We start from the raw sequence: 22,012 nt of genomic DNA, 5'->3' as shown, positions 1-22,012 counted from the left end.
TACCGCAATCGAAAAAAGGCCGCAGGCCTCGTGGAAGGCCCGCGCAGCAGGCTCGTTCGGGATTACTTGTCTTTCCAGGTCTTGGCGAAGATGTTGTTGCCAAGCGGGATCTGAAGGAAGCCGTGAACCTTCTTGCTGAGCGCAACCGGGTAGGGCGTCTCATAAAGAGGCACGGTCGGTCCCTCGGTGTTGTAGATGGCCTGCATCTTCGCATACTGCTCGGCGCGCTTTTTCGGATCCATCTCCTTCTGGGAGTCTTCGAAGAGCTTGTCGGCCTCGTCGCTCTTCCAGCCAGTGTGTAGGGCGTCGATCGTCTTGGAATAGACGAAGTAGGAGGTGATTTCGTTCGGATCGGCGATGTCGTCCGTCCAGGCGGCATTGCGCATCACGAAAGTACCGTCGCGATATTGCTGGGTGCGGGTCGGGTTATCGACCTGCTGCAGTTCCAGCTTGATGCCGATCTGCGCCCACATCTGCTGCAGGGCAGTGGAGATACCGATTTCATCCTGATTGCCCGCGAGGACCAGGATACTGGTCGAGAACCCCTTTTCGAAGCCGGCCTCCTTCATCAGGCTCTTCGCCTTTTCAAGGTCGTAGGGATAAAGCGGCTTGTCCCCGACATGCAGCGGCGTCGCCGTCGACATATAGGAGGTCTGCGGCGTGCCGACGCCATGGGTGACAATCTGGATGATCGCATCCTTATTGACGGCATAATTCATCGCCTGACGAACTTTGGCGTTGGACAGAGGATTGTCCTTGCCGCCGAGCTGCGGGCGCACGTTTAGCGTGATGTATTCGACGCGGGTCGAAGGGTAAAGTTCCATATTGAGATTGTCCGCCGACTTCAGTTCGTCAACGCGGGCATAGGGAATGAACTCGGCCCCATCGATCTCACCGGAAGTGAGTTTGAGGATACGGGTCGCATCGTCGGGGATCAGCTCGAAGTCGATGCCGTCAAGATAGGGTAACGGTTTGCCGTCCTCGCCCTTGCCCCAATAATATTCGTTGCGCGCCAGTTTCATGCTGGAGCCGCGATTCCACGATTTCAGCACGAAAGGACCGGAACCGATCGGATGCTCGCCGAAGGCCTTGGCTTTTTCTTGATCGGTAGCACCTGGCGAAGCCTCAAAGGCCTTTTCCGGCATGATGCCGGTGTTGAACACCGTCAGCGCGGCGAGGATGGCGGGGTCCGGGTGCTTGAGTTTGATGGTGACGGTTTTGTCGCCCTCGGTGGTCACGTCATCGATGGACTCGATCATGAAGCCCCAGATGCCGTTGCCCTTCTTGGCAGCGCGCTTCAAAGACCAGGCGACGTCGGCGGGGGTGATCGGTGAACCATCGGAAAACTTGATGCCGTCCCGCAGAGTGAGCGTTACACTCTTGCCGTCGTCGGCGAGCTTATAGTCACTGGCGAGGCCCGGCTGTACGCCCTTGCCATCGTCGGTCGGCAGGAGCAGAGTGTCGTAAAGGTTGGATAGGATCCAGATGTCGACATTGGCATCGTTCAGGACCGGATCCAGAAAAAGGCTGTCGGCGTAACGGCCGTAGACCAGCGTGCCGCCCCGCTCCAGGGCGAATGCTGAAACACTGGTGCCGAATAAAACTACAGCGGCTACGGCCGCACGAGCGATCGTTTTCATATCATTCCCCTTTTATAAAATTAACTGTTCTTGTTGGCTATAACGATTTCATGCGAAAAATGGCCTGTCAACCTAATTTTGCGCGCAACGTTCAAGGCGCTTGACTTGCAAGCGCGTCGATTTCACAATAATCGTTATAGTGTCCTATAACAGATCGTACCGAACGGGTTTCATGGATTTTTTCATCGACCGGGATCTGCCTGTGCCATTGCGCACGCAGCTTCATGGCCTCATTGAATATGGTATCGCCTGCGGTGAGCTGGCTCCGGGAGAGGCACTTCCTTCCGTCCGCGAGCTCGCCGATAAGGTGGGTGTTGCGCCGATGACGGTCAGTCAGGTCTATGCCGATCTGAAGGCTGCTGGCCTCATCGATACGCGTCCCGGTTCCGGCACTTTCGTCAGCGACAGCCATCAGGCGCGGCTTGCGGGACGGGCCGATGTCACGGAGCTGCACCGCCAGATCGACCACCTGATCGATGAAAGCCTACGGCTCGGCATTCGCTCATCGGATCTGGTATCGCTTGTCAATGCTCGTGCCTTTTATCGTGACAGTATCGGGCCGCGGCTGCGGATCGTCATGATCGGCATCTTTCAGGATGCGACGGCAAGCTATGCCCGTTTCATTGCTGCTCGCCTCGGGCGCGAGGTGACGGTCGAGCCGCTCACTGTTTCGGCGATCGAACGCAATCCGGCAGCCAAGGCGCGCGCCAATTCCGCCGATCTTGCCATTACATTTGCCAACCGCCATCGCGAGGTCGCCACTCTGGTGCCGAATACCAAGGTGGTGACCATCAGCTTTACGCCATCGGAGGAGACGCGCAGGGCGCTTGCTTCTCTCGATTCACTGGCCTCGATCGCCGTTGTCTCGCGTTTTCCAGATTTTTTACCGATCATGAAAAGCGGTGTGCAGCGTTTTGCACCGCATGTCAGCGAAATTACCGCCACCACGTTGGAGGCGCCGGCGCTGGAGCCATTGCTCGCCAATGTTTCCGTCGTGATCTTCGCATCGGGTGCGGAACGCGTGATGGAGCTCCTGCCTGCTGGAGTTCAGGCAATCGAATACCGCCACGCGCCGGACACCGGCGATATCGAACGGGTGATCGTGCCGATCATCCGGGCAGACGGAGCCTCGCCCAGAGGCGAGGAAAATCCCAAGCAAAACGAGATTGATGCAAAGGTCTAGCAAAGGCAGACGAGATGAGAGTATCTGAGGCAAACTGGCAGCAGATCGAAGCCTATCTGAAAACCGATGACCGGGCGATCCTGCCGCTCGGCAGCACCGAGCAGCACGCCGGCCTGTCGCTCTCGGTTGATTCAATTCTGTCGGAGAAAGTGGCGGCCGATGCTGCTGCCCCCCTCCGCATTCCGGTCTTCCCGGTCGTGGCCTATGGGATTACCCCCTATTTCCTCTCCTATCCCGGCACGATCAGCATCCGCCAGGAAACCTACATCAGCCTGGTTCGCGATATTCTCGACGGTCTTAGACGGCAGGGCTTCCGCCGTATACTGGTCGTCAACGGCCATGGTGGCAATCAGCCGGCCGGAAGCATGGCGATCGAATGGATGGCCGATAATCCGGATACGGCGGTGAAGTTCCACAACTGGTGGAATGCGCCGAAGACCTTCGCCAAGGTGCAGGAGATCGACACGCTCGCGTCGCATGCGTCATGGATGGAAAACTTCCCCTGGACCCGTCTTCAGGGCATCAAGCAGCCGACGCAGCGGAAGCCAATGATCGATCTCGCCCGTATGCGCGTCATGTCGCCGGACGCCGTCAAGGCGTATCTCGGCGATGGCAACTTCGGCGGCTATTACGAGCGACCGGATGAGGAGATGCAGGCGATCTGGGATGTGGCTGTCGAGGAAACCCGTGCGCTTCTCGAAGGAGGCTGGGCATGAGCGACCCGATCCTGATCTGGGGCGCCGGTGCGATCGGCGGTACGTTGGGTGCCGCCTTCATCCGCGCTGGCAACGAGGTGATCTTCGTCGATAATGTGAGGGAACACGTCGATGCCATCAACGAGAAGGGCCTGACGATCGTCGGCCCGATTTTCGAGGATGTGGTGCAGGCCAGGGCCTATCTGCCGGAGGAGCTGGAGGGTACATATGCGCGCACCTTCCTCTGCGTGAAGGCTCATCATACCGAAGACGCGGCGCATATGCTTGCCGAGCATCTTGCCTCGGACGGCTACGTGGTGTCGGCGCAAAACGGTCTAAACGAGCGCGTCATCTCCCAAATCGTCGGCGAGCACAGGGTCATCGGCTGCTTCGTCAATTTCGGAGCGGATTATATCGAGCCCGGCGTCGTCCAATATAGCGGCCACGGTGCCGTCGTCATCGGCGAGCTTGACGGACGCTTCACCACTCGTACCGAATACATTTACGACCTGATGAAGCAGTTCGAACCGAAAGCCCTGATCACCAACAACATCTGGGGTTTTCTCTGGGGCAAGCTGATCTATGGCGCGTTGCTCTTCGGCACTGCGCTGACGAATGACAGCATTGCCGATGTGCTCGACAATCCGATCGCCAGGCCGGTTCTGCGCAGGCTGGCACTTGAAGTCGCGACGGTAGCGGCAATCAACAATATCAAGCCGGAAGCCTTTGACGGCTTCGACCCTTCGGCTTTCGGTCCGTTGGCGACGTCGGAGCAGACCAACAAGTCCTTTGACGATATGTCGGTCCACAACCGAAAATCCGTCAAGTCGCACTCCGGCATCTGGCGTGACCTGGCGGTGCGCAAGCGAAAGACCGAAGTCGATGCGCAAGTGTTGCCGGTGGTCGAGATCGGCCAGGAATTGCGGGTTCCTACACCGCTCGCAGCGCGCGTCATTTCCATGATCCATGAGATTGAGGACGGCAAACGGCCCCTTGCCATGGCCAATATCGAAGAGCTTGCGAGGGTCGCATGAATATCTCCTTCGATGGAAAGGTGGTGATCGTCACAGGGGCTGCTCATGGTTTCGGCCGGACGATCGCTCAAGGTTTTGCAAGCCGCGATGCGCGTGTCCATGTCTGCGATGTGAATGCGGCCGGACTGGCGGAAACCGTCAAACTCTGTGGTGAGAAGGCGACGGCGCATGTGCTCGACGTCGGTAACCGCGCCGACGTACAGGCGCTGGTGCCGGCCTTCGGCGAGGTCGATATCCTCGTCAACAATGCCGGCGGCGTACGCGGGCAGGTGGGCCGGCCAATCGAGGACATTTCCGAGAGCGACTGGCAGACGATCTTCGATGTCAATCTGTCGGGCGCCTTCTTCATGGCGCAGGCAGTGGCCCCCGCGATGAAACGGCGCAAGACGGGCCGGATTGTCAACATTTCGAGCGGCGCCGGCCTCGGCATTTCGCTGACCGGCATCCAGGCCTACGCCAGCGCCAAGGCAGGCCAGATCGGCCTCACCCGCCAGCTTGCTCATGAGCTCGGGCCATGGGGCATCACCGTCAACAATGTGGCGCCGGGCTTCGTGCGCTCCAACCCGACGACCGAACGCCAGTGGGAAGCGATGGGCGAAGAAGGTCAGGCGCGGCTTCTGCACAATATCGCGCTGAAGCGCCTCGGCCTGCCCGAAGATATCGCCGCGATGGTGATGTTTTTTGCTTCCGACTATGCCGGGTGGATATCCGGTCAGGTCATCAGCGTGGACGGCGGCAAATGAGCGTCGAGACCTATCTGGAAGACAACTATCCAGCCGCTCTCGACGATCTCAAGGCTTTCTGCCGCATTCCGAGCGTCAGCACCGATCCCGCCTTTGCGGAGGGTATGCGACAGGCTGCGGCATTCGTGGGAGATCGCTTGCGCAAGGCAGGCTTCTCGGCCGTCGAGATGCTTGATAGCGGTGGTCATCCGGCCGTCTATGGCGAGATCCTCTCTGATCCGGTCCTGCCGACCTATCTCGTCTACGGTCATTATGATGTCCAGCCGCCGGATCCGCTTGAGAAGTGGATGACGCCGCCTTTCGAACCGGACGAACGCGATGGCAGGCTCTATGCACGTGGCGTCTCCGACGACAAGGGACCGCTGCTAATCCCGATCATCGTTGCTGAGGCCTTCATGCGCGTCGAAGGTCGGTTGCCGGTCAATCTCAAAGTGTTGATCGAGGGCGAGGAGGAATCCGGCAGCCCGCATTTCGCGCATACGCTCGAAAAATACCGCGATAAGCTCGGCTGCGATCTTGTGCTTTCTGCCGATGGCGCCATGTGGCGCCCTGACAAGCCATCGATTACGGTGGCAAGCCGTGGATTGGCTGCTCTCGATATTGCCATCACCGGTGCCGCCAAGGACCTGCATTCTGGCCGCCACGGTGGCAGTGCGCCGAACCCGATCGCAGCCCTTGCCGGCCTGCTCGCAACCATGCACGGTCCGGATGGGCGCGTTAGCGTCGAGGGCTTTCTCGATGGAGCCACACCGCCCGATCCGAAGATTGTCACGGCAATCGAGGCATCGCAATTCGATAGCGCCGCCTACTATCGGGAGATCGGGGTTGCCGGCGGTGAACCGATCGACAACGGCCGCGAGCTGCTGATCCGCCAATGGCTGGAGCCGACCCTGGAATTCAACGGGATCTGGGGCGGTTATCAAGGCAAGGGCACCAAAACGGTCATTCCGAATACGGCCAGCGCGAAGATCACCTGCCGCCTCATTGCCGGGCAGAAGCCGGATGCAGTGATCGCCGCCATTAGCCGCCATCTGCATGAGCATCTGCCGAAGGGTTTCCAGCTCGAGATCCATCGCCATGGGCCGGGCAGCGAGGCCGAATTCGTCGATCCCGACCTGCCGGCGTTGAAGATTTCCGAAGAGGTTCTTGGCGAATTGCTAGGCGCAAAACCCTTGCGCGTCGCCATGGGCGCGACGATCCCCATTGGAAGCGCCTTTCGCAACTATCTCGGCAGTCCCTCGATCTTCTTCTCCTTCTCGACGGCGGACGAGGACTACCATGCGCCGAACGAATTCCTCCGGCTTGGCAATTTCAAGCTGGGCATGCGGGCATGGACGATGCTGCTGAGGCGGCTTGCTACTTCAGCCTGAACGACACCAAGACGAAGAAGCGCGCCGATGGCGTTTCGACGGAGGATATTTCGATGACATCCTTGCCTGCGCTACGTACCGGAAAGCCGCGGTCGGAATTCGGCCATGTCCGTCCGACCAACGAGCTGGAAATCCCCTTCGCGATCATCGAGGGGGCGGAGGAGGGGCCATGCCTGCTCGTGACCGCCGGCGTTCACGGTTCGGAATTTTGCTCCATTGAGGCAGCCGTCCAAATGATGAAGACGAGCCCGGAGGAGATCAAGGGCACACTCATCGTGCTGCCAATTCTGAATGTCGAGGCCTTCCGCCGTCGCAAGATCTATGTCATGCCGCAGGACGACAAAAATCTGAACCGCATGTTTCCGGGTAAGCCCGACGGAACGACGAGCGAGCAACTGGCACACTGGCTGGTAACTGAAGTATTTCCGAAAGCAGATGCTTATATCGACTGCCACGGCGGCGATCTCGACGAGGGGCTGGCACCGTTTACGGTCTTTCCGGCAGGCTGCAAGAAATCGCAAGCGCTTGCCGCCGTCTTCGGCATCAAGGTTGCCGTTGCGGCCGGTGGGTCCGGTTACACGGTCGATGCGTCTCACAAGCTCGGCATCCCAAGCATCCTACCTGAAGTCAGCGGCAACGGCCTTTGGGGCGAAGAGACCGTGACACAGATGACTGATGGCATCCGCCGCGTCATGCAGCATATTGGCATGCTGCCCGGCGAGGCACCAACCACGAGTCTCGACGTCGTGACCATGTGGGTGCCGACAGCATCGGTCACCGGCCTCTGGTACCCGAATAAGGATTTGGGAGAGCCGGTGGTAGCAGGTGAACTGTTGGGCGAAATCAAAACCGTCTTCGGCGAGACGCTGGCGAGCATCCATTCCGAAAAGTCAGGCTTTATCCTCTATCGGCTGACGAGCCTGTCGGTGAATGAGAAGGAAGCCCTACTGGGCGTCGGCACACCAGTCTAGGCAAGAGAAACTCGATATGCCCTTGGGAAACAAAAACAGCGGGCATTCTGTCTTTTGGGCATGGCGTTCGTTCTGATCAGCAATCCGGATCGGACATTCAATATATGGCTTATGTTCACTGTTTGGATCGGATGTTTCTGACCTGTCGCGATGATTGATCAATCGAGACTGTAGGCGGTGGCTTTGGCATGCAATACGGTTGGGAAATGACGCGACAATCCTTTTCTTTTGGACAGCTGAAACATAGCGAGCGGCCGGTGCGTATCGGCTTCTTCCTGGCGCCCGATTATCCGCTGATGACCTTTTCGGCGGCACTGGATTCATTGCGCCAGGGAAACCGCCTGCTCAAGCGTAAGGCCTTCGAATGGGTCCTAATCTCGGCCGAGGGCAAGCAGGCGAGGTCGAGCAGCGGGCTGGCCTTCCCAGTGGACTATGCGATGGCGCAGGCTCCGAAATGCGATATTCTCTTCGTCTGCGCCGGCGTCAATTACACTGAGAGTTACGATCCGGCGCTGTTTTCCTGGCTACGCCGCGTCTATTCCGAGGGCTGTGTTCTCGGCGGCGTGAGCACCGCCGTATTCTATCTGGCGAGGGCCGGGCTGCTCGAGGGGCGCCGCTGCGCCATACATTGGGAATCGCTGCCGTCGTTTCGAAGCGAGTTTCCCAATTGCTTGGCGACGGATGATATCTTCTCCGTCGATGGCCGCCTGATTACGTCCTCCGGTGGCACCGTCACGCTGGACATGATGCTTTACCTAATCGCCGCGATCGAGGGTCGCGACCTTGCAGAGCAGATTTCCGACCAGTTCAATCATCCCCGCATGCGTCGCCAGAACGACGTTCAGCGCATGGTGCCGGAGGACCGTTTTGGTATCAGGAACGCCAAGCTCGGTTTCGTCATCCGTCGGATGGAAAGCAGCTTGTCGGAACCTATCGAAATCGCGGAGCTTGCTGCAAGCGTCAAGGTCTCGCCGCGCCAGCTGGAGCGATTGTTTCGCACACATCTCAGCAAAAGCCCGTCGCAGTTCTACATCGACCTGCGCATGGCGCGGGCCAAGGAACTGTTGATCCACACCGATCTCAGCGTCTCCGATATCGCCGGCGTCTGCGGCTACGAATCGCCGTCTCATTTCAGCCGATTTTACCGCCAGCACTTCAAGGAAAGCCCTGCCGCCACGCGCCGCGCCTGATCGGCACAGCTGCAATTTCTGCCTGTCTTTCCGATCGACGGACATCGTTATTGGTGCAATGCAGCAATATGTCGCCTGGCGCATATTTCATGTCGGATGAATGCATTCTGTCGCATTCGTATTGCCTCTAGATTTGGTCTCGACGGCGAAAACGGACATTAGATCCGCGCAGGCCGAAGCGGCGGGAGACCCGCTCCGCTTCGCATTCAGACAATAACGGGAACAGTTTGCACGAACTAGGAGAGCATCCTCGTGGACAAGAATCAGCATTCCTATATTCCGACGCTTATCAAGGACCTTTCGGACGGCAGCATCAACCGCCGGGACTTCCTGCGCAAGTCGACGCTTCTCGGCCTCTCAGCTGCCGCGGCCTATTCGCTCGCCGGCCTTGCACAGCCTTTCGGCGAAGCCAAGGCCGACGACATGCCGAAGGGCGGCAACCTGCGCATTGGCATGCGCTGCATGGAAATCAAGGATCCACATCTGGCTGACTTCGCCGAGAAGTCGAATGTCATCCGCCAGGTCTGCGAATACCTGACCTTCACCGACCGCAACAACATCACCCATCCCTACCTTCTCGAAAAATGGGATGTCAGCGACGACCTGAAGACCTGGACGCTGCATGTTCGCAAGGGTGTCAAGTGGCGCATGGGCGGCCGTGAGCTCAACGCCGACGACGTTGTCTGGAACCTGAAGCGTGTCAGCGACCCGAAGGTCGGCTCGTCTGTTCTTGGCCTCTTTACCGGCTATCTCGTCCAGGAATATGACGGTGGCGAGAAGGACGACAAGGGCAATCCGAAAAAGTCGAGCAAGCTTTGGGCCGACAATGCGATCGAGAAGGTCGACGACTACACGGTTCGCCTCAACTGCTTCGCGCCGCAGATCGCCGTTCCCGAACACCTCTATCACTACCCGATGTTCATCCTCGATCCGGCCGACAACGGCTCCTTTGGCCCTGACGCCAACGGCACGGGCCCGTTCGAGATGACGGAATACACGGTCGGCAAGGCTGCCAAATATAAGGCGCGCACCGACTACTGGGGCACCGGCCCCTATCTCGCAACGTTCGAATTCGTTGACCTCGGCGACAATCCAGGGGCGGGCATCGCGGCCATGGCATCCAAGCAGGTTGACGGCCTGTCGGAAGCTGACGCCGTGCAGATCAGCTCCATGAAGAACTTCCCGCATGTGGCGGTCTACAAGGTAGAGACGACGCAGACCGTCGTCGCCCGCATGCATCCTGACGTAGAGCAGTTCAAGGATAAGCGCGTACGTCAGGCCATGCGCTTTGCGATCGATCGCGACAAGGTTATCCAGACGTCCCTGTTGGGCGCGGGCACGCCGGCAGAAGACCACCACGTCGCCCCGTCGCATCCGGAATATGCGGCGTTGCCGAAATATCCGCGCGATATCGCCAAGGCCAAGAAGCTGCTGGCCGACGCTGGCTATCCCAACGGCTTCGAATTCGACATGGTCACGCGTCCGGATCCTATCTGGGAGCTCAACACGGCACAGGTGCTCGCCCAGCAGTTCGCCGACATCGGCGTCAAGATCAACATCAAGTCGCTGCCGAGCGCCCAATATTGGGAAGTCTGGACCTCCGCCCCTTTCAGCCTAACGGCCTGGGGCCACCGTCCGCTCGCCATCATGACGCTGTCGCTCGCCTATCGCTCGAACGCCGCCTGGAACGAATCCCACTATGCCAATCCGGAATTCGACCAGCTGCTGACTCAGGCCGAGGGCATTCTTGATCCGAAGGAACGCAGCAAGGTCATGGCGAAGATCGAGGCGATCATGCAGGATGACGGGCCGATCGTTCAGCCCTTCTGGCGCGTCTTCTCGACCGTGATGGACAAGAAGGTCAAGGGCTTCGAGCTCCATCCTTCGCAGTACATCTTCGCGCACCAATACGCGATCTCCGCCTGATCGAGCGGCCAGATCGCCCGGTTTCCGCCGGGCGATTCCCTTGAAGGCCCGCGAGAAAACCGGACTGAGTGCAATGTCGAAATTCCTTTTCAAACGGCTGGTCATGATGCTGCTCACCATGCTTTGCGCATCCTTCCTGGTCTTTGCTGTCTGCGAATTTACGCCCGGCAGCGTGGCGCGAAAATCGCTCGGCCCCTTTGCCACACAGCAACAGGTCGATATCCTGACCGAAAAGCTGAAGGCGAATGATCCGCTGCTCGTGCGCTATGGTCGCTGGCTCGGCGTGCTCGTCGGCGTCATTCCGGATCCGCTGCAGGATCCAAGCACGGGCCTCAATTTCACGGATCCACGCGGGGCGCAATATTTCGGCAATTTCGGCTATTCGACGCTGAACAAGCTGCCAGTCAACGACGTGATCTGGAACAGACTGGGCAATACCGCGATCCTGGCCGGCTTCGCCTTTATGCTCATCGTGCCGCTGTCGATCATCTTCGGCATCCTGTCGGGGCTAAAGGAAGGAGGGGTGCTCGATCGAACGCTCTCGATCATCTGCATCACCTTCACCTCCATCCCCGAGTTTGCATCGGGTGTCTTCCTGGTAACGCTCTTCGTCATTCTCTGGCCTATCCTACCAGGCACGAGCCCGCTCAACAGCGACGGCGGATGGCCGGTGCCCTATCAGTTCGTCCTGCCGGTCGCCGTGCTCGTCATCTACGATTTCGGCTATGTCGCCCGCATGATCCGCGTCTCGATGATCGGCGTCATGGAGCGGCCCTATATCCGCACCGCTGTGCTAAAGGGCATGAGCACCCGCCGCATGGTTCTCGGCCATGCGCTGCGAAATGCGATGATCGCTCCCTTCACCGTGCTTCTCCTGCAGATCAATTTCCTGATCAGCGGTGTTGTCGTCACCGAGCTTGTGTTTGCCTATCCGGGCTTTGGCCGGCTGATCCTCGATGCCAGCCTCTTCGGCGATATCGCGACGTTGGAGGCGGCGACTCTGATCACCGTGGCCGTCGCCGTCGCGACGCAGCTGCTCGGCGACCTCGGCTACATGCTGCTCGATCCACGCATCCGGGTGAGGTAAGCCATGGCAATCCAAGACAATATTGCCGCGATAAAGGTGACGGGTGTCAAGCGCGCGGCGAGGCCGAGCTGGATGCGGATCTTTCATTCCAAGACGGCCATCGTCGGCCTGTTCCTCGTCGTCTTCTGGGTGGCCGCAGCCGCCCTCGCGCCCATCCTGCCGCTGCCGTCTCCGACGGATTCGGACGTGATGGCGATGGGCAATCCCTTTCCATCAGCCACGCATTGGCTCGGCACCGATATTCTCGGCCGAGACGTTCTCTCCCGCCTGATCTTCGGTGCGCGCACCGTCCTCTTTGTTGCGCCGCTTTCGGTCGCTGTGGCGATGATCGTCGGCATCACCATGGGCATGGTGGCCGGTTACTACAGCGGCTTGATCGACGCGCTGATCAGCCGCTTCTCCGACATCGTGCTCGCCTTTCCTGTTCTCGTGATCTACGTGATCCTGATCGCCAATATCGGGCCCTCGGTGCTCAATATCGTCATCGCCACGACGATCGCCTCGTCGCCGGGCATCGGTCGCATCACCCGCGGCCTCGTTCTCAGCCTCAAGGAGCAAGAATATATCGCCGCAGCGAAGCTCAGAGCCGAAAGCACGCTCTACATCATGCTCGTGGAGCTCCTGCCGAACTGTCGCAGCCTGCTCATCGTCGATGCCTGCTTGCGCATCGGTTATACGATCATCACCATCGGCATTCTCGGCTTTCTCGGTCTCGGTCTGCCGCCACCGAATCCGGACTGGGGCGGCATGGTCAAGGAGAGCGTCACCGTTCTCAATGTCTGGCCGCTCATGTCGCTCATTCCGTCCGCCGCCCTTGTCAGTCTCGTGCTCGGTTTCAATCTTCTTGCCGATGGCATGCGTGAGGCGTGGAAGCCATGAACCTGTCCGTCTCCAACCTGCAAGGCGCCGCCATGCCCGACGCTTCAAACACCGATCTGGCACCGCTACTCGATATCAGGGATCTCAGGATCGAGTTTCGCGGCAAGAGTGAGACAGTGGTCGCGGTGCCGAATCTCTCTTTCTCCGTCCGCCCGGGCGAGAGCTACGGCCTCGTCGGCGAGTCCGGCTGTGGCAAAAGCACGACGGCCATGGCGATCATGGGCTATCTTGGCAACACAGGCGTGATCGCCGGCGGCAGCATCCGCTTCGATGGCGCCGAACTCGTCGGCGCCAGGGAAAAGCAGCTGCGGGCGATCCGCGGCCGGCGCATCGCCATGGTCTATCAGGACCCTATGAGCGCGCTGAATCCGGTCAAGACGATCGGATCGCAGCTTGCCGAAGTGCCCTTGCTGCATCTTGGCTCGACGAAGGCGGAAGCGATGGAAATGGCCGCTGCCATGCTCGACGACGTCCGCCTGCCAGATGCCGGCGACATGCTGAAGCGTTATCCGCATCAATTGTCCGGCGGCCAGCAACAGCGCGTCGTCATTGCCATGGCGCTTCTGGCGCGGCCCTCGCTGCTACTGCTCGACGAGCCGACGACAGGCCTCGACGTGACAGTCGAAGCGGCCGTCATCGACCTCATCGGCGAGTTGCGCCGGCGCTATTCGACCAGCCTTCTGTTCATCTCGCACAATCTTGGCCTGATCGCCGAAACCTGCGACCGCGTCGGCATCATGTATTCCGGTGAGATGGTGGAGGAGGGCAAGACCGGCGATCTCTTCCGCAGGCCGCGCCACCCCTATACGCAGGGGTTGATCGACTGCATTCCCAATATCGGCAGCGACAAGCGCAGCCGCGCGCTCGCCGCCATCCCAGGCCATATTCCGCTGCCGCAGGAGCGGCCGGAAGGCTGCTTCTTCGCGCCTCGTTGTGCCGGCTTCACCGCCGGCCTATGTGACAGGCCGGGCCTCGCACTGACCGAGGCAGGCGCCGACCATCTGGTCCGTTGCGTCCGCTGGCCTAACATGGAACGGCCTGTCGGAAGGCTGCCGGCGGAACTCGGGCAGGTCGCGCCGAAGGAAGAGGCAATCACGCTCTCCGACGTCACCAAGCTTTACCGCATCGGCACCGACAAGACCGTCAAGGCCAACGAGGCCGTCTCCTTCGGCGTGCGCAAGGCCGAGATCGTCGCTCTCGTTGGGGAGTCCGGCTGCGGAAAATCGACCCTTGCCCGCATCGTTACCGGTTTGGACAGTGCGACGTCGGGCTCGATCCGCATGGCGGGCGAGAATATTGCCGAGCTGCAGGCGCGGCAGCGACCGCGCAACATGCTGCAATCGATCCAGATGATCTTCCAGAATCCGGACAGCACGCTCAATCCCTCGCATTCGGCCGCCTTTTCCATCCGCCGTTCGATCAAGAAATTCGGCATTCGCAATGGCAAGGCGGCGATCGAGGAGCGCGTGCGCGAGCTTCTGGAAATGGTGCGCTTGTCGCCCGCGGTCGCCGACCGCAAGCCGAACCAGCTCTCCGGTGGTCAGAAGCAGCGCATCGCGATCGCCCGCGCCTTTGCCGCCGATCCGTCGCTGATCGTTGCCGACGAGCCGGTTTCGGCACTCGATGTCTCCGTGCAGGCGGCGGTGGTGACACTCCTTCTCGATATCCAGAAGGAAAAGCACACGACGATGCTCTTCATCAGCCACGATCTGGCGCTGGTGCGGCATGTCGCCGACAAGGTCGTCGTGATGTATCTCGGCAAGGTCATGGAACAGGGCACGGTCGAAGAAGTCTTCGGCGGCGGCACGCATCCCTATACCGAAGCGCTGATCTCTGCGATCCGCAGCCCCAACCTCGACGAGGCAACGCGTGAGCGGATACGGCTGACCGGCGAAACGCCGAGCCCGGTCAACGTGCCGGCAGGCTGTCGCTTTGCCACCCGCTGTCATCGCAAGGTCGGCGGAATCTGCGACGCGGTCGCGCCGCCGATCCGGCAGATGTCTGAGACGCATCAGATCGCCTGCCATATCGAGAAAGATCGTTTGCGCTCCGAACTGCCGGTCTATGCATCGGTGACGGGGGAGGAGGGATGAGCTCCGAGACCTCCATCGCGGCGAGCTTCTGGAAGAGGGCGCCGCGTTTTCGCGCGCTGGTGCCTGTCATGGTAGGGATCTGCGTCATCGGCACCGGAAACAGCCTGCTGACGACCTCGGTTTCGCTGAGGCTCAGCCAGCTCGGGATCGATCCTGGCGTCGTTCAGCTTCTCCTGACGGGCTTTCCCGTCGGATTTCTCGCCGGCTGCCTTGTGGCGCGTCTTCTTGTCGCCCGCCTCGGCCATCGCGTCGCATTTCTGGTGGTCAGCTTCCTCGCGACCTTTGCCGGCTTCGGCTATATGGCAACGGCGGCGACGCCCGTCTGGCTTGTCCTGCGCTTTCTCAGCGGTTTCTCGATGGCCGTCCTCTTCGTGGTCTCGGAGAGCTGGATCAATCTTTATGCCGATGAGCGCAATCGCGGCGCCTATTTCTCGCTTTACATGATGATGACCTCGCTCGCCGTGCTTTTCGGCCAACTGCTGGTCGAGGCCGCAGGCCCGCATTCGCCGCACCTCTTCCTGATGGGAGCCCTGACGATTACGGCAGGCACGCTCTATTGCCGGTTTGTGGGACGTCCCTGGCCGGCACTGCCGATGCGATCCGTTCGCCCCCTGCAGACAGATGTCACCGCGGCCGATCAGCGTTACGGCCTATGGAAGCTCGCCGTTCTGGCCCCGGTCACGATCATCGCCGTCTTTCAGGCGGGCATGACCAACATGAACGTCTTCGCGTTGACGCCGCTCTATGGCGCGAAGATCGCGCTTCCTGCATCGACCACGATTGGGCTGGTGACGGCGTTCAGCATGGGCGGCATGCTGGCCCAGACGCCGGTCGGCTGGCTGTCGGATCGCTTGGACCGCCGCTGGATGCTGCTGGTACAGGGCATGCTTGCGGCAGCGCTCTGCGCGGCGGTCATCCTGCTCGCGAACCATTATGTGCCGCTGCTCTTCGTGCTTTTCTTCCTCTACGGCGCGACCGCCCTGACGATCTATCCCGTCGGCATCGCCTTTGCCAATTCGCAGATCGATAGTCGTCACATGGTGTCGGCATCGGGCGGGCTGTTGCTGCTCTATTCGATCGGCAATGTCCTGACCCCAGGAATTGCCGCCGGCCTCATGGACTACGTCGCGCCCTATGCGCTTTTCATCATGCTCGGCAGCGGCGCCGCGCTGGTTTCGGTCGGTGCCTGTTTCAACCTTCGGCGCAAAGCCGCCACGCAAATTATGGAGGCGGCGCCCGATGGCCTTGCTTCCGGAGTGAACCAATGAGCAAAGATGTTCCCTTCGATCTCGTCATTCGCGGCGGCCGCGTCGTGCTTCCGGGTGAGACACGCGAAGTCGATATCGGCATTCGTGATGGCAAATTCGCCGCCATCGCCAAGGGTCTGCCCGAGGGCAAGAGCGAGATCTCGGCCGAGGACAGGCTTGTCCTGCCGGGCGGCGTCGATAGCCATTGCCACATGGATCAGCAGCCCTGGGAAGGGAAGGCCACCGCCGACGACTTCAACACGGGAACGCTTTCCGCACTGTGCGGCGGCACGACCACGGTCGTTCCCTTCGCCATGCAGATGCGCGGCCAATCGTTGCGCGACATTGTCGAGGACTATCACGAGCGGGCGCGGCCGAAGGCGCATATCGATTATGGGATTCATTTGATCGTCGGTGATCCCTCGCCCGAGGTGTTGTGCGACGAAATCCCGGCGCTGATCGCCGAGGGCTGCACCTCGATGAAGATCTATCTCACCTATGACGGGTTGAAGCTCGACGACTACGAGGTTCTTAACGTACTGGATCTCGCCCGCTCGCATGGCGCGATGGTCATGGTTCATGCGGAAAACGACGCCTGCATACGCTGGCTAACGGAAAAATTCATCGCCGCCCGCAAGACGCAGCTGCGCTATCACGAGAAGACCCATTCGGAGATTGGCGACCGCGAAGCGACCTATCGCGCCATCAGCCTGTCGGAACTGGTCGAAACGCCGATCCTTGTCAGCCATGTCGCCGCCGGCGGTGCAGTCGAGGAAATCCGCCGCGCCAAGGCGCGAGGCCTGCCGATCTATGCCGAAACTTGCCCGCAATATCTCTTCCTCTCGGCCGAAGACATCGACACACATGATCTCTCCGGCTCAAAATGCGTGTGCACGCCGCCGCCACGCGACAAGTCGCACCAGCCGGAGATCTGGCGCGGCATTCTCGACGGCACGCTTGAGGTCTTCTCATCCGACCATTCGCCATGGAATTACGCGGACAAGATCGCCGGCGGGCCGGACACACCCTTCAACCGCATCCCGAACGGCATCCCCGGTATCGAGACACGTCTGGCGCTGCTATTTTCGGCAGGCGTCAACGGCGGACGCATGTCGCTGCAGAAGTTTGTTGATCTGACTTCTGCTGCGCCGGCGCGCCTCTTCGGCCTCTATCCGCGCAAGGGCCTGATCGCTGTCGGCTCGGATGCCGATATCGCCATCTGGGACCCGGATCGCCTCGTCACCATCAACAACGACATGCTGCATCACGCGACCGATCACACCCCTTATGAGGGGCAGACGGTGCGCGGCTGGCCGGTCATGACGATCTCGCGGGGCGAGCTCGTCTGGAACGACGGCGAGGTTCTGTCGCAGCCCGGCCGCGGCCAGTTCATCCCGCGCCTGCGTCCCTTCCCGCCGCAGCAGGGGCTTTCCAGGGTGCTGGCGTCATGACCTCGGACTCCGATCCCATGACTGCCCGACTTGCCGGCAAGGTCATCCTGATCACGGGTGCCGCCAGCGGCATCGGCGCGGCCATCGCGCGGCGCTGCCTTGCCGAGGGCGGCAGCGTTGTCTGCGCCGACCATGCGGAGGATGCCGCCGCCAATCTGGCCGAGGAACTCGGCTCGCGCGCGCTTGCCGTGCGCTGCGACGTCACCGACGGGCGTTCGATGGAGCGCGCGCTTGATACGGTCCGCGGCCGGTTCGGCCGGTTGGACGGCCTGGTTCACAATGCCGCTGCGCCATCTCTGGATGGGACGGTGGTCGATCTCAGCGAGCAGCAATGGCGCCGCGAGCTCGATGTCAGCCTGACGGGGGCTTTCCTGGCATCGAAGTTCGCATTGCCCCTGATGATTTCTGGTGGCGGCGGTTCCGTGGTCCTGATCGCCTCGCAATTCGCGCATGTCGCAACCGGCAAGGCCGTCGCCTATTGCGCCGCCAAGGCAGGTCTCGTCCACCTCGCCAAGGCCATGGCGATCGATCATGCGGGTGAGGGCATCCGGGTGAACAGCCTGTCGCCGGGCGCGGTCGCAACGCAGCGGCTTCTGCAGCGCTGGCCGGATCTCGAAGCCGCCGACCGGCAACTCGGCCCGGCGCATCTGCTCGGCCGGATCGCCCAGCCCGACGAGATTGCGGCCGCGACCGCCTTCCTGCTCTCGGCCGACGCCTCCTTCGTGACGGGCACAGACCTGCTCGTCGATGGCGGCTATGCGGTGCGCTGAACCCATGAATGCAATGATCTGGATTGGATTTTGAAATGACCCTTCTCGTCACAGGCGGCACAGGCTTCGTCATGAGCGTCGTGGCACGGACCTGGCTGGATCGCGATCCCACGGCCCGCGCCGTCATCCTCGATCGCTCCGGCCTCGATGCCATGGCCGAGCGCTATTTTGCGCCGGTGCGCGATCGGCTTTCGGTCATCACCGCCGATATCTGCGACCCTTCGCACTGGTCGGCCGCGCTTGATCAGCACGGCATCAGCGTCATCGTGCATGGCGCGACGATCACGCCGATCTCGCGCGGCAGCGCTGCCGAGGCCAAGCGTCAGCCGGAGGCCGAGGAGCCAGCCAGGATCGTCGATGTCAATCTGATGGGCACCGTTCACATGCTCGAATGGGCGCGCAGCCGCCCCTCCGTCAAGCGCTTCATCTATGTCAGCTCCGGCTCGGTCTATCGTCATCACGGGCCGGACTGGGCCGGCGAACCCCTGCCGGAAGACGGCTATGTCGCGCCGCTGACGCTTTACGGCATCTCCAAATTCGCCTCCGAAATGGTGGTCAACCGCTATGCCGATCTCTTCAGCCTATCTGCGCTCAGCGTCCGTCTCGCCTCGGTTTACGGAACGATGGACCGGGCGACCGAGAGCCGCAATTTCCGCCATGTTCCGAACAAGGTGGCGCATATGGCCCTGGCAGGTGAGGTAATCCGGCCAAACAGCCTGGAATCAGTCGGTGACTACGTCCATTCCGCCGACGTCGGCAATGCCGTCGTGGCACTGCTGACGGCGCCGCGGCTTCGCTATCGCCACTACAATATCGGCAGCGGTCGCACCTCGACCACAGGCGACATCATCGAATGGGCGCGGGAGCGCGTGCCTGATTTGAAGGTCGAGGTCAGCCCACACGACACCGCCAATGTCATCCAGGACGCGACGCTGAAGGACGGCATGTGGGGCGAATATGATCTCGCCCGCATCGAGCGCGACACGGACTGGCGCCCGCGCCCCGCCAGGGAAGCCTTCCACGACTACATGGACTGGATCGTCGCGAATGAAGGCGCATCCGGGGAGACGAAATAATGTCGGCACCCGTCAAACCCGAAAACACGGAACGCCAGGCGCGCGATTTTATCGGCTATGGCCCGAAGCCGCCCTTCATAAGCTGGCCCGGTGGCGTCAAGCTCGCGATCAACCTGGTGCTGAACTACGAGGAAGGCTCGGAATATTCCTGGCTGGAGGACGGCCGCAACGACAATTGGGGCGAGTACAATATTCCAAACAGCCCGCCGGTGCGCGATCTCGGCACCGAGACGCATTTCGAATATGGCAGCCGCGCCGGTGTCTGGCGGCTTGCGCGCCTCTTCGATCGCTACAAAGTCCCGATCACCGTGTCAGCCTGCGCCGTCGCGCTTGAAAAGAACCCAGCCGTCACCGAATGGATGAACGCCCGCGGCCATGACCTGCTCGGCCACGGCCTGCGCTGGAGCGAATATTCGACCATCGAGCGCAAGGACGAGGAGCGCCAACTGCACGATGCGGTCGCTCTCTACAAGAAGCTGACCGGTCGCCGCCCGATGGGGTGGAATTGCCGGTCCTTCCCGAGCGTCAACACCCGCGATCTCATCGCGAAAGAGGGCGGTTTCCTCTATTATTCTGATCCCTGCAACGACGACCTTCCCTATTTCATCGATCACGACGGCACGCGTCTGCTCGTCGTCCCCTATTCCAAGACATTGAACGACAGCCGCTATCTGATTGCGCCCGGCTATAGCAATCCGCGTGACTTTGCCGAGGATTGCCGCTCCGCCATCGACTACATGATGGGGGAGGCGGATGAGACCGGTGGCCGCATGCTGACGATCGGCGTTCATGCGCGCTGGATGGGTCAGCCGAACCGCGCATCGGGCCTGCGCGATGTCATCGAACATGTCCAGAAGACGCCGGGCGCTGGCTTCATGCGCCGTGAGGATATTGCTCGCCACTGGCTCGAGAACCACGAGGCCTTCGGCCGCGATGCGTGACGGGATCGAGAGCGGCATTGAGCCATCGAGGGAAACGAGGGAAGAACGGGCCATGTGGGGCAAGGACATGAGCGGCGCGGATGTCGTGGCCTCCATCCTGAAGCAGGAGGGCGTGAAGCACATTATAGGCTTCCCGAACAGCGAACTATTCGACGCGTGTGCTCATCTCGACATTCCCCCCGTCATCACCCGCACGCCCCGCGTCGCCGTGAATATCGCCGAGGGCTATGCGCGCACCACGGCCGGCCGCGAACTTGCCGTCGTCACTGTGCAATACGGCCCCGGTGCAGAGAGCGCCTTCGGTGGTATCGCGCAAGCCTTCAACGACCGTGCGCCAATCCTCTTCCTGCCGACGGGCTATCCGCGCGGGTCTGAGGCAGTGGCACCGAATTTCGAGGCGAGCCGCAACTTTCGCCATGTGACGAAATGGTGCGAGGCGGTGACGCGCGTCGAGCATCTGCCGAAGCTGATGCATTCGGCAATTTCCCGCGTTCGCAACGGCCGTCCGGCGCCGGTTCTGTTGGAGCTGCCCGTCGATCTGCTGGCCGAGCGGCATGCGCCTTCCGCCAATCCTTATCTGAAGCCGAGGCGCAGCGTGCCGCAGGCCGATAGCGGCGAGATCGCCGAACTGGTGGCGATGCTGCTGGCGGCCAAGAACCCCGTCGTCTTCGCGGGGCAGGGCGTGCTTACCGCCTCGGCTTCGCAGGAGCTCGTGGAATTTGCCGAGCTGTTCCGCATCCCGGTCATGACGACGCCAAACGGCAAGAGCGGCTTTGCGGAAAACCATCCGCTGGCGCTCGGCACGGCCGGACGCGCGCGGCCGGCGACGGTCGATCATTTCCTGGACAAGGCCGATGTCGTGCTCGCGCTCGGCACCAGCCTGACTCGCTCGCACTACATCCTGCCGATCGCCAAGGACAAGGTGCTGCTGCAGGTGACGATCGACGAGGGCGATCTCGGCAAGGATTATGCGATCGCGCAGGGCGTGGTCGGTGACGCCCGCTCCGTGCTCCGGCAAATGATTTCGCTGGTTGGCGAGGGGCGTCTTGATGTTCCGGCACGCACTGAAATGGAAGAGGAAATCCGCGCTGTGCGCGCCGCCTTCATCGAGCGATGGATGCCGCTCCTGACAGCGGAGAGCGAGCCGATTTCTCCCTATCGCGTCGTCTGGGAAATCATGCGCGCGGTCGATCCGGCAAAGACGGTCATGACCCATGATGCCGGCAATCCGCGCGATCAGTTCAGCCCCTTCTATGAGGCGACCGTGCCTGGCAGCTATATCGGCTGGGGCAAGACCACGCAGCTTGGCAGCGGCCTCGGCTTTGCGCTCGGTGCCAAGCTGGCGCGACCAGAGGCGACGGTCGTCAACCTGATGGGCGAGGCGGCCTTCGGCATGGTCGGAATTGATTTCGAGACTGCGATCCGTTGCAACCTGCCGATCCTGACCGTCGTCATGCGCAACAACGTGCTCGGCGGCTACGCCGCCAGCATGCCGATCGCCACTCAGAAATACGGAGCAAACCGTATGTCGGGTGCCTATGCGCCGATCGCGGAAGCGCTGGGCGGCTATGGCGAGTGTGTGACGTCGCCGGCGGGCCTTCGTCCGGCGCTTCTGCGTGCCCTTGGGAGGGTCGGTGCAGGTCAAGCCGCGCTGATAGAGGTGGTGACCCACGAAGAACCGCGCCTGCCGGGCCTCTGCTGACGAGTGATCGGGAT

Annotated in this window: 18 protein-coding genes; 17 read left to right on the top strand and 1 reads right to left on the bottom strand. The window is 61.1% G+C overall.

The genetic code is table 11. The features are described from left to right. Positions 1-62 precede the first annotated feature (62 nt). A complete protein-coding gene (locus tag DQ393_RS16490) occupies positions 63-1,640 on the bottom strand; it encodes an ABC transporter substrate-binding protein (RefSeq protein ID WP_112342838.1) in 1,578 nt (525 codons plus the stop codon). A gap of 172 nt (positions 1,641-1,812) precedes the next feature. Between DQ393_RS16490 and DQ393_RS16485 the strand changes: the two genes are divergently transcribed. The 17 genes from DQ393_RS16485 (at position 1,813) to DQ393_RS16405 (ending at position 21,998) form a co-directional block, all read left to right on the top strand. Beyond that, positions 1,813-2,823 carry a GntR family transcriptional regulator gene (locus tag DQ393_RS16485; RefSeq protein WP_112342837.1) on the top strand — a complete coding sequence of 337 codons (1,011 nt, stop codon included), beginning with the start codon at positions 1,813-1,815 and terminating at the stop codon, positions 2,821-2,823. A gap of 14 nt (positions 2,824-2,837) precedes the next feature. Next, a complete protein-coding gene (locus tag DQ393_RS16480) occupies positions 2,838-3,539 on the top strand; it encodes a creatininase family protein (RefSeq protein ID WP_112342836.1) in 702 nt (233 codons plus the stop codon). Further along, a complete protein-coding gene (locus tag DQ393_RS16475) occupies positions 3,536-4,552 on the top strand; it encodes a ketopantoate reductase family protein (RefSeq protein ID WP_112342835.1) in 1,017 nt (338 codons plus the stop codon). The genes DQ393_RS16480 and DQ393_RS16475 overlap by 4 nt, the downstream gene beginning before the upstream one ends. Continuing rightward, positions 4,549-5,295, top strand: coding sequence for an SDR family NAD(P)-dependent oxidoreductase (locus DQ393_RS16470; protein ID WP_112342834.1), 747 nt, complete (start codon positions 4,549-4,551; stop codon positions 5,293-5,295). The genes DQ393_RS16475 and DQ393_RS16470 overlap by 4 nt, the downstream gene beginning before the upstream one ends. Further along, positions 5,292-6,665 carry a dipeptidase gene (locus DQ393_RS16465; protein WP_112342833.1) on the top strand — a complete coding sequence of 458 codons (1,374 nt, stop codon included), beginning with the start codon at positions 5,292-5,294 and terminating at the stop codon, positions 6,663-6,665. The genes DQ393_RS16470 and DQ393_RS16465 overlap by 4 nt, the downstream gene beginning before the upstream one ends. Then, positions 6,626-7,636, top strand: coding sequence for a succinylglutamate desuccinylase/aspartoacylase family protein (locus DQ393_RS16460; RefSeq protein WP_112342832.1), 1,011 nt, complete (start codon positions 6,626-6,628; stop codon positions 7,634-7,636). The genes DQ393_RS16465 and DQ393_RS16460 overlap by 40 nt, the downstream gene beginning before the upstream one ends. A 188-nt stretch (positions 7,637-7,824) precedes the next feature. Further along, positions 7,825-8,826: a GlxA family transcriptional regulator gene (locus DQ393_RS16455; protein WP_245430377.1), complete on the top strand. Its 1,002-nt coding sequence runs from the start codon at positions 7,825-7,827 to the stop codon at positions 8,824-8,826. A gap of 252 nt (positions 8,827-9,078) precedes the next feature. Continuing rightward, positions 9,079-10,752, top strand: coding sequence for an ABC transporter substrate-binding protein (locus DQ393_RS16450; RefSeq protein ID WP_112342831.1), 1,674 nt, complete (start codon positions 9,079-9,081; stop codon positions 10,750-10,752). 73 nt (positions 10,753-10,825) lie between these two features. Continuing rightward, positions 10,826-11,839: an ABC transporter permease gene (locus DQ393_RS16445; RefSeq protein WP_112342830.1), complete on the top strand. Its 1,014-nt coding sequence runs from the start codon at positions 10,826-10,828 to the stop codon at positions 11,837-11,839. A gap of 3 nt (positions 11,840-11,842) precedes the next feature. After that, on the top strand, positions 11,843-12,718 hold the full coding sequence (locus DQ393_RS16440; RefSeq protein ID WP_112342829.1) for an ABC transporter permease: 876 nt from the start codon (positions 11,843-11,845) through the stop codon (positions 12,716-12,718). Next, positions 12,715-14,811: a dipeptide ABC transporter ATP-binding protein gene (locus DQ393_RS16435; protein ID WP_112342828.1), complete on the top strand. Its 2,097-nt coding sequence runs from the start codon at positions 12,715-12,717 to the stop codon at positions 14,809-14,811. The genes DQ393_RS16440 and DQ393_RS16435 overlap by 4 nt, the downstream gene beginning before the upstream one ends. Further along, positions 14,808-16,079 (top strand): MFS transporter, encoded by a 1,272-nt coding sequence (locus tag DQ393_RS16430; protein ID WP_112342827.1) that lies wholly within the window; start codon positions 14,808-14,810, stop codon positions 16,077-16,079. Before DQ393_RS16435 ends, DQ393_RS16430 begins: the two co-directional genes overlap by 4 nt. Then, positions 16,076-17,509, top strand: coding sequence for a dihydropyrimidinase (gene hydA, locus DQ393_RS16425; protein ID WP_112342826.1), 1,434 nt, complete (start codon positions 16,076-16,078; stop codon positions 17,507-17,509). The genes DQ393_RS16430 and hydA overlap by 4 nt, the downstream gene beginning before the upstream one ends. Next, a complete protein-coding gene (locus tag DQ393_RS16420; RefSeq protein WP_245430376.1) occupies positions 17,506-18,279 on the top strand; it encodes an SDR family NAD(P)-dependent oxidoreductase in 774 nt (257 codons plus the stop codon). Before hydA ends, DQ393_RS16420 begins: the two co-directional genes overlap by 4 nt. A gap of 35 nt (positions 18,280-18,314) precedes the next feature. Next, the gene (locus DQ393_RS16415) at positions 18,315-19,355 is read left to right on the top strand and encodes an NAD-dependent epimerase/dehydratase family protein (protein ID WP_112342825.1); all 1,041 of its coding nucleotides are present in this window, start codon (positions 18,315-18,317) and stop codon (positions 19,353-19,355) included. Beyond that, entirely contained in the window at positions 19,355-20,296 is a 942-nt protein-coding gene (locus DQ393_RS16410) for an allantoinase PuuE (RefSeq protein WP_112342824.1), read from the top strand. The genes DQ393_RS16415 and DQ393_RS16410 overlap by 1 nt, the downstream gene beginning before the upstream one ends. Continuing rightward, positions 20,289-21,998 (top strand): thiamine pyrophosphate-requiring protein, encoded by a 1,710-nt coding sequence (locus tag DQ393_RS16405; RefSeq protein WP_245430375.1) that lies wholly within the window; start codon positions 20,289-20,291, stop codon positions 21,996-21,998. The genes DQ393_RS16410 and DQ393_RS16405 overlap by 8 nt, the downstream gene beginning before the upstream one ends. Positions 21,999-22,012: the final 14 nt, after the last annotated feature.

This window comes from Martinezella tropici (genome assembly GCF_003287875.1).
In the GTDB taxonomy this organism is placed as follows: Bacteria; Pseudomonadota; Alphaproteobacteria; order Rhizobiales; family Rhizobiaceae; genus Rhizobium; species Rhizobium tropici_C.
The sequence above is the reverse complement of the archived record's forward strand: the minus strand, read 5'-3'. Positions and strand labels throughout refer to the sequence as shown.

Excerpts from the sequence above, each read along its gene's own strand:
- DQ393_RS16490 (WP_112342838.1), bottom strand. The coding sequence starts at position 1,640 with ATGAAAACGATCGCTCGTGCGGCCGTAGCCGCTGTAGTTTTATTCGGC.
- DQ393_RS16460 (WP_112342832.1), top strand. The coding sequence starts at position 6,626 with ATGGACGATGCTGCTGAGGCGGCTTGCTACTTCAGCCTGAACGACACC.
- DQ393_RS16415 (WP_112342825.1), top strand. The coding sequence starts at position 18,315 with ATGACCCTTCTCGTCACAGGCGGCACAGGCTTCGTCATGAGCGTCGTG.
- DQ393_RS16430 (WP_112342827.1), top strand. The coding sequence starts at position 14,808 with ATGAGCTCCGAGACCTCCATCGCGGCGAGCTTCTGGAAGAGGGCGCCG.
- DQ393_RS16410 (WP_112342824.1), top strand. The coding sequence starts at position 19,355 with ATGTCGGCACCCGTCAAACCCGAAAACACGGAACGCCAGGCGCGCGAT.
- DQ393_RS16435 (WP_112342828.1), top strand. The coding sequence starts at position 12,715 with ATGAACCTGTCCGTCTCCAACCTGCAAGGCGCCGCCATGCCCGACGCT.
- DQ393_RS16420 (WP_245430376.1), top strand. The coding sequence starts at position 17,506 with ATGACCTCGGACTCCGATCCCATGACTGCCCGACTTGCCGGCAAGGTC.
- DQ393_RS16480 (WP_112342836.1), top strand. The coding sequence starts at position 2,838 with ATGAGAGTATCTGAGGCAAACTGGCAGCAGATCGAAGCCTATCTGAAA.
- DQ393_RS16455 (WP_245430377.1), top strand. The coding sequence starts at position 7,825 with ATGCAATACGGTTGGGAAATGACGCGACAATCCTTTTCTTTTGGACAG.
- DQ393_RS16470 (WP_112342834.1), top strand. The coding sequence starts at position 4,549 with ATGAATATCTCCTTCGATGGAAAGGTGGTGATCGTCACAGGGGCTGCT.
- hydA (WP_112342826.1), top strand. The coding sequence starts at position 16,076 with ATGAGCAAAGATGTTCCCTTCGATCTCGTCATTCGCGGCGGCCGCGTC.
- DQ393_RS16440 (WP_112342829.1), top strand. The coding sequence starts at position 11,843 with ATGGCAATCCAAGACAATATTGCCGCGATAAAGGTGACGGGTGTCAAG.
- DQ393_RS16475 (WP_112342835.1), top strand. The coding sequence starts at position 3,536 with ATGAGCGACCCGATCCTGATCTGGGGCGCCGGTGCGATCGGCGGTACG.
- DQ393_RS16405 (WP_245430375.1), top strand. The coding sequence starts at position 20,289 with ATGCGTGACGGGATCGAGAGCGGCATTGAGCCATCGAGGGAAACGAGG.
- DQ393_RS16445 (WP_112342830.1), top strand. The coding sequence starts at position 10,826 with ATGTCGAAATTCCTTTTCAAACGGCTGGTCATGATGCTGCTCACCATG.
- DQ393_RS16465 (WP_112342833.1), top strand. The coding sequence starts at position 5,292 with ATGAGCGTCGAGACCTATCTGGAAGACAACTATCCAGCCGCTCTCGAC.
- DQ393_RS16485 (WP_112342837.1), top strand. The coding sequence starts at position 1,813 with ATGGATTTTTTCATCGACCGGGATCTGCCTGTGCCATTGCGCACGCAG.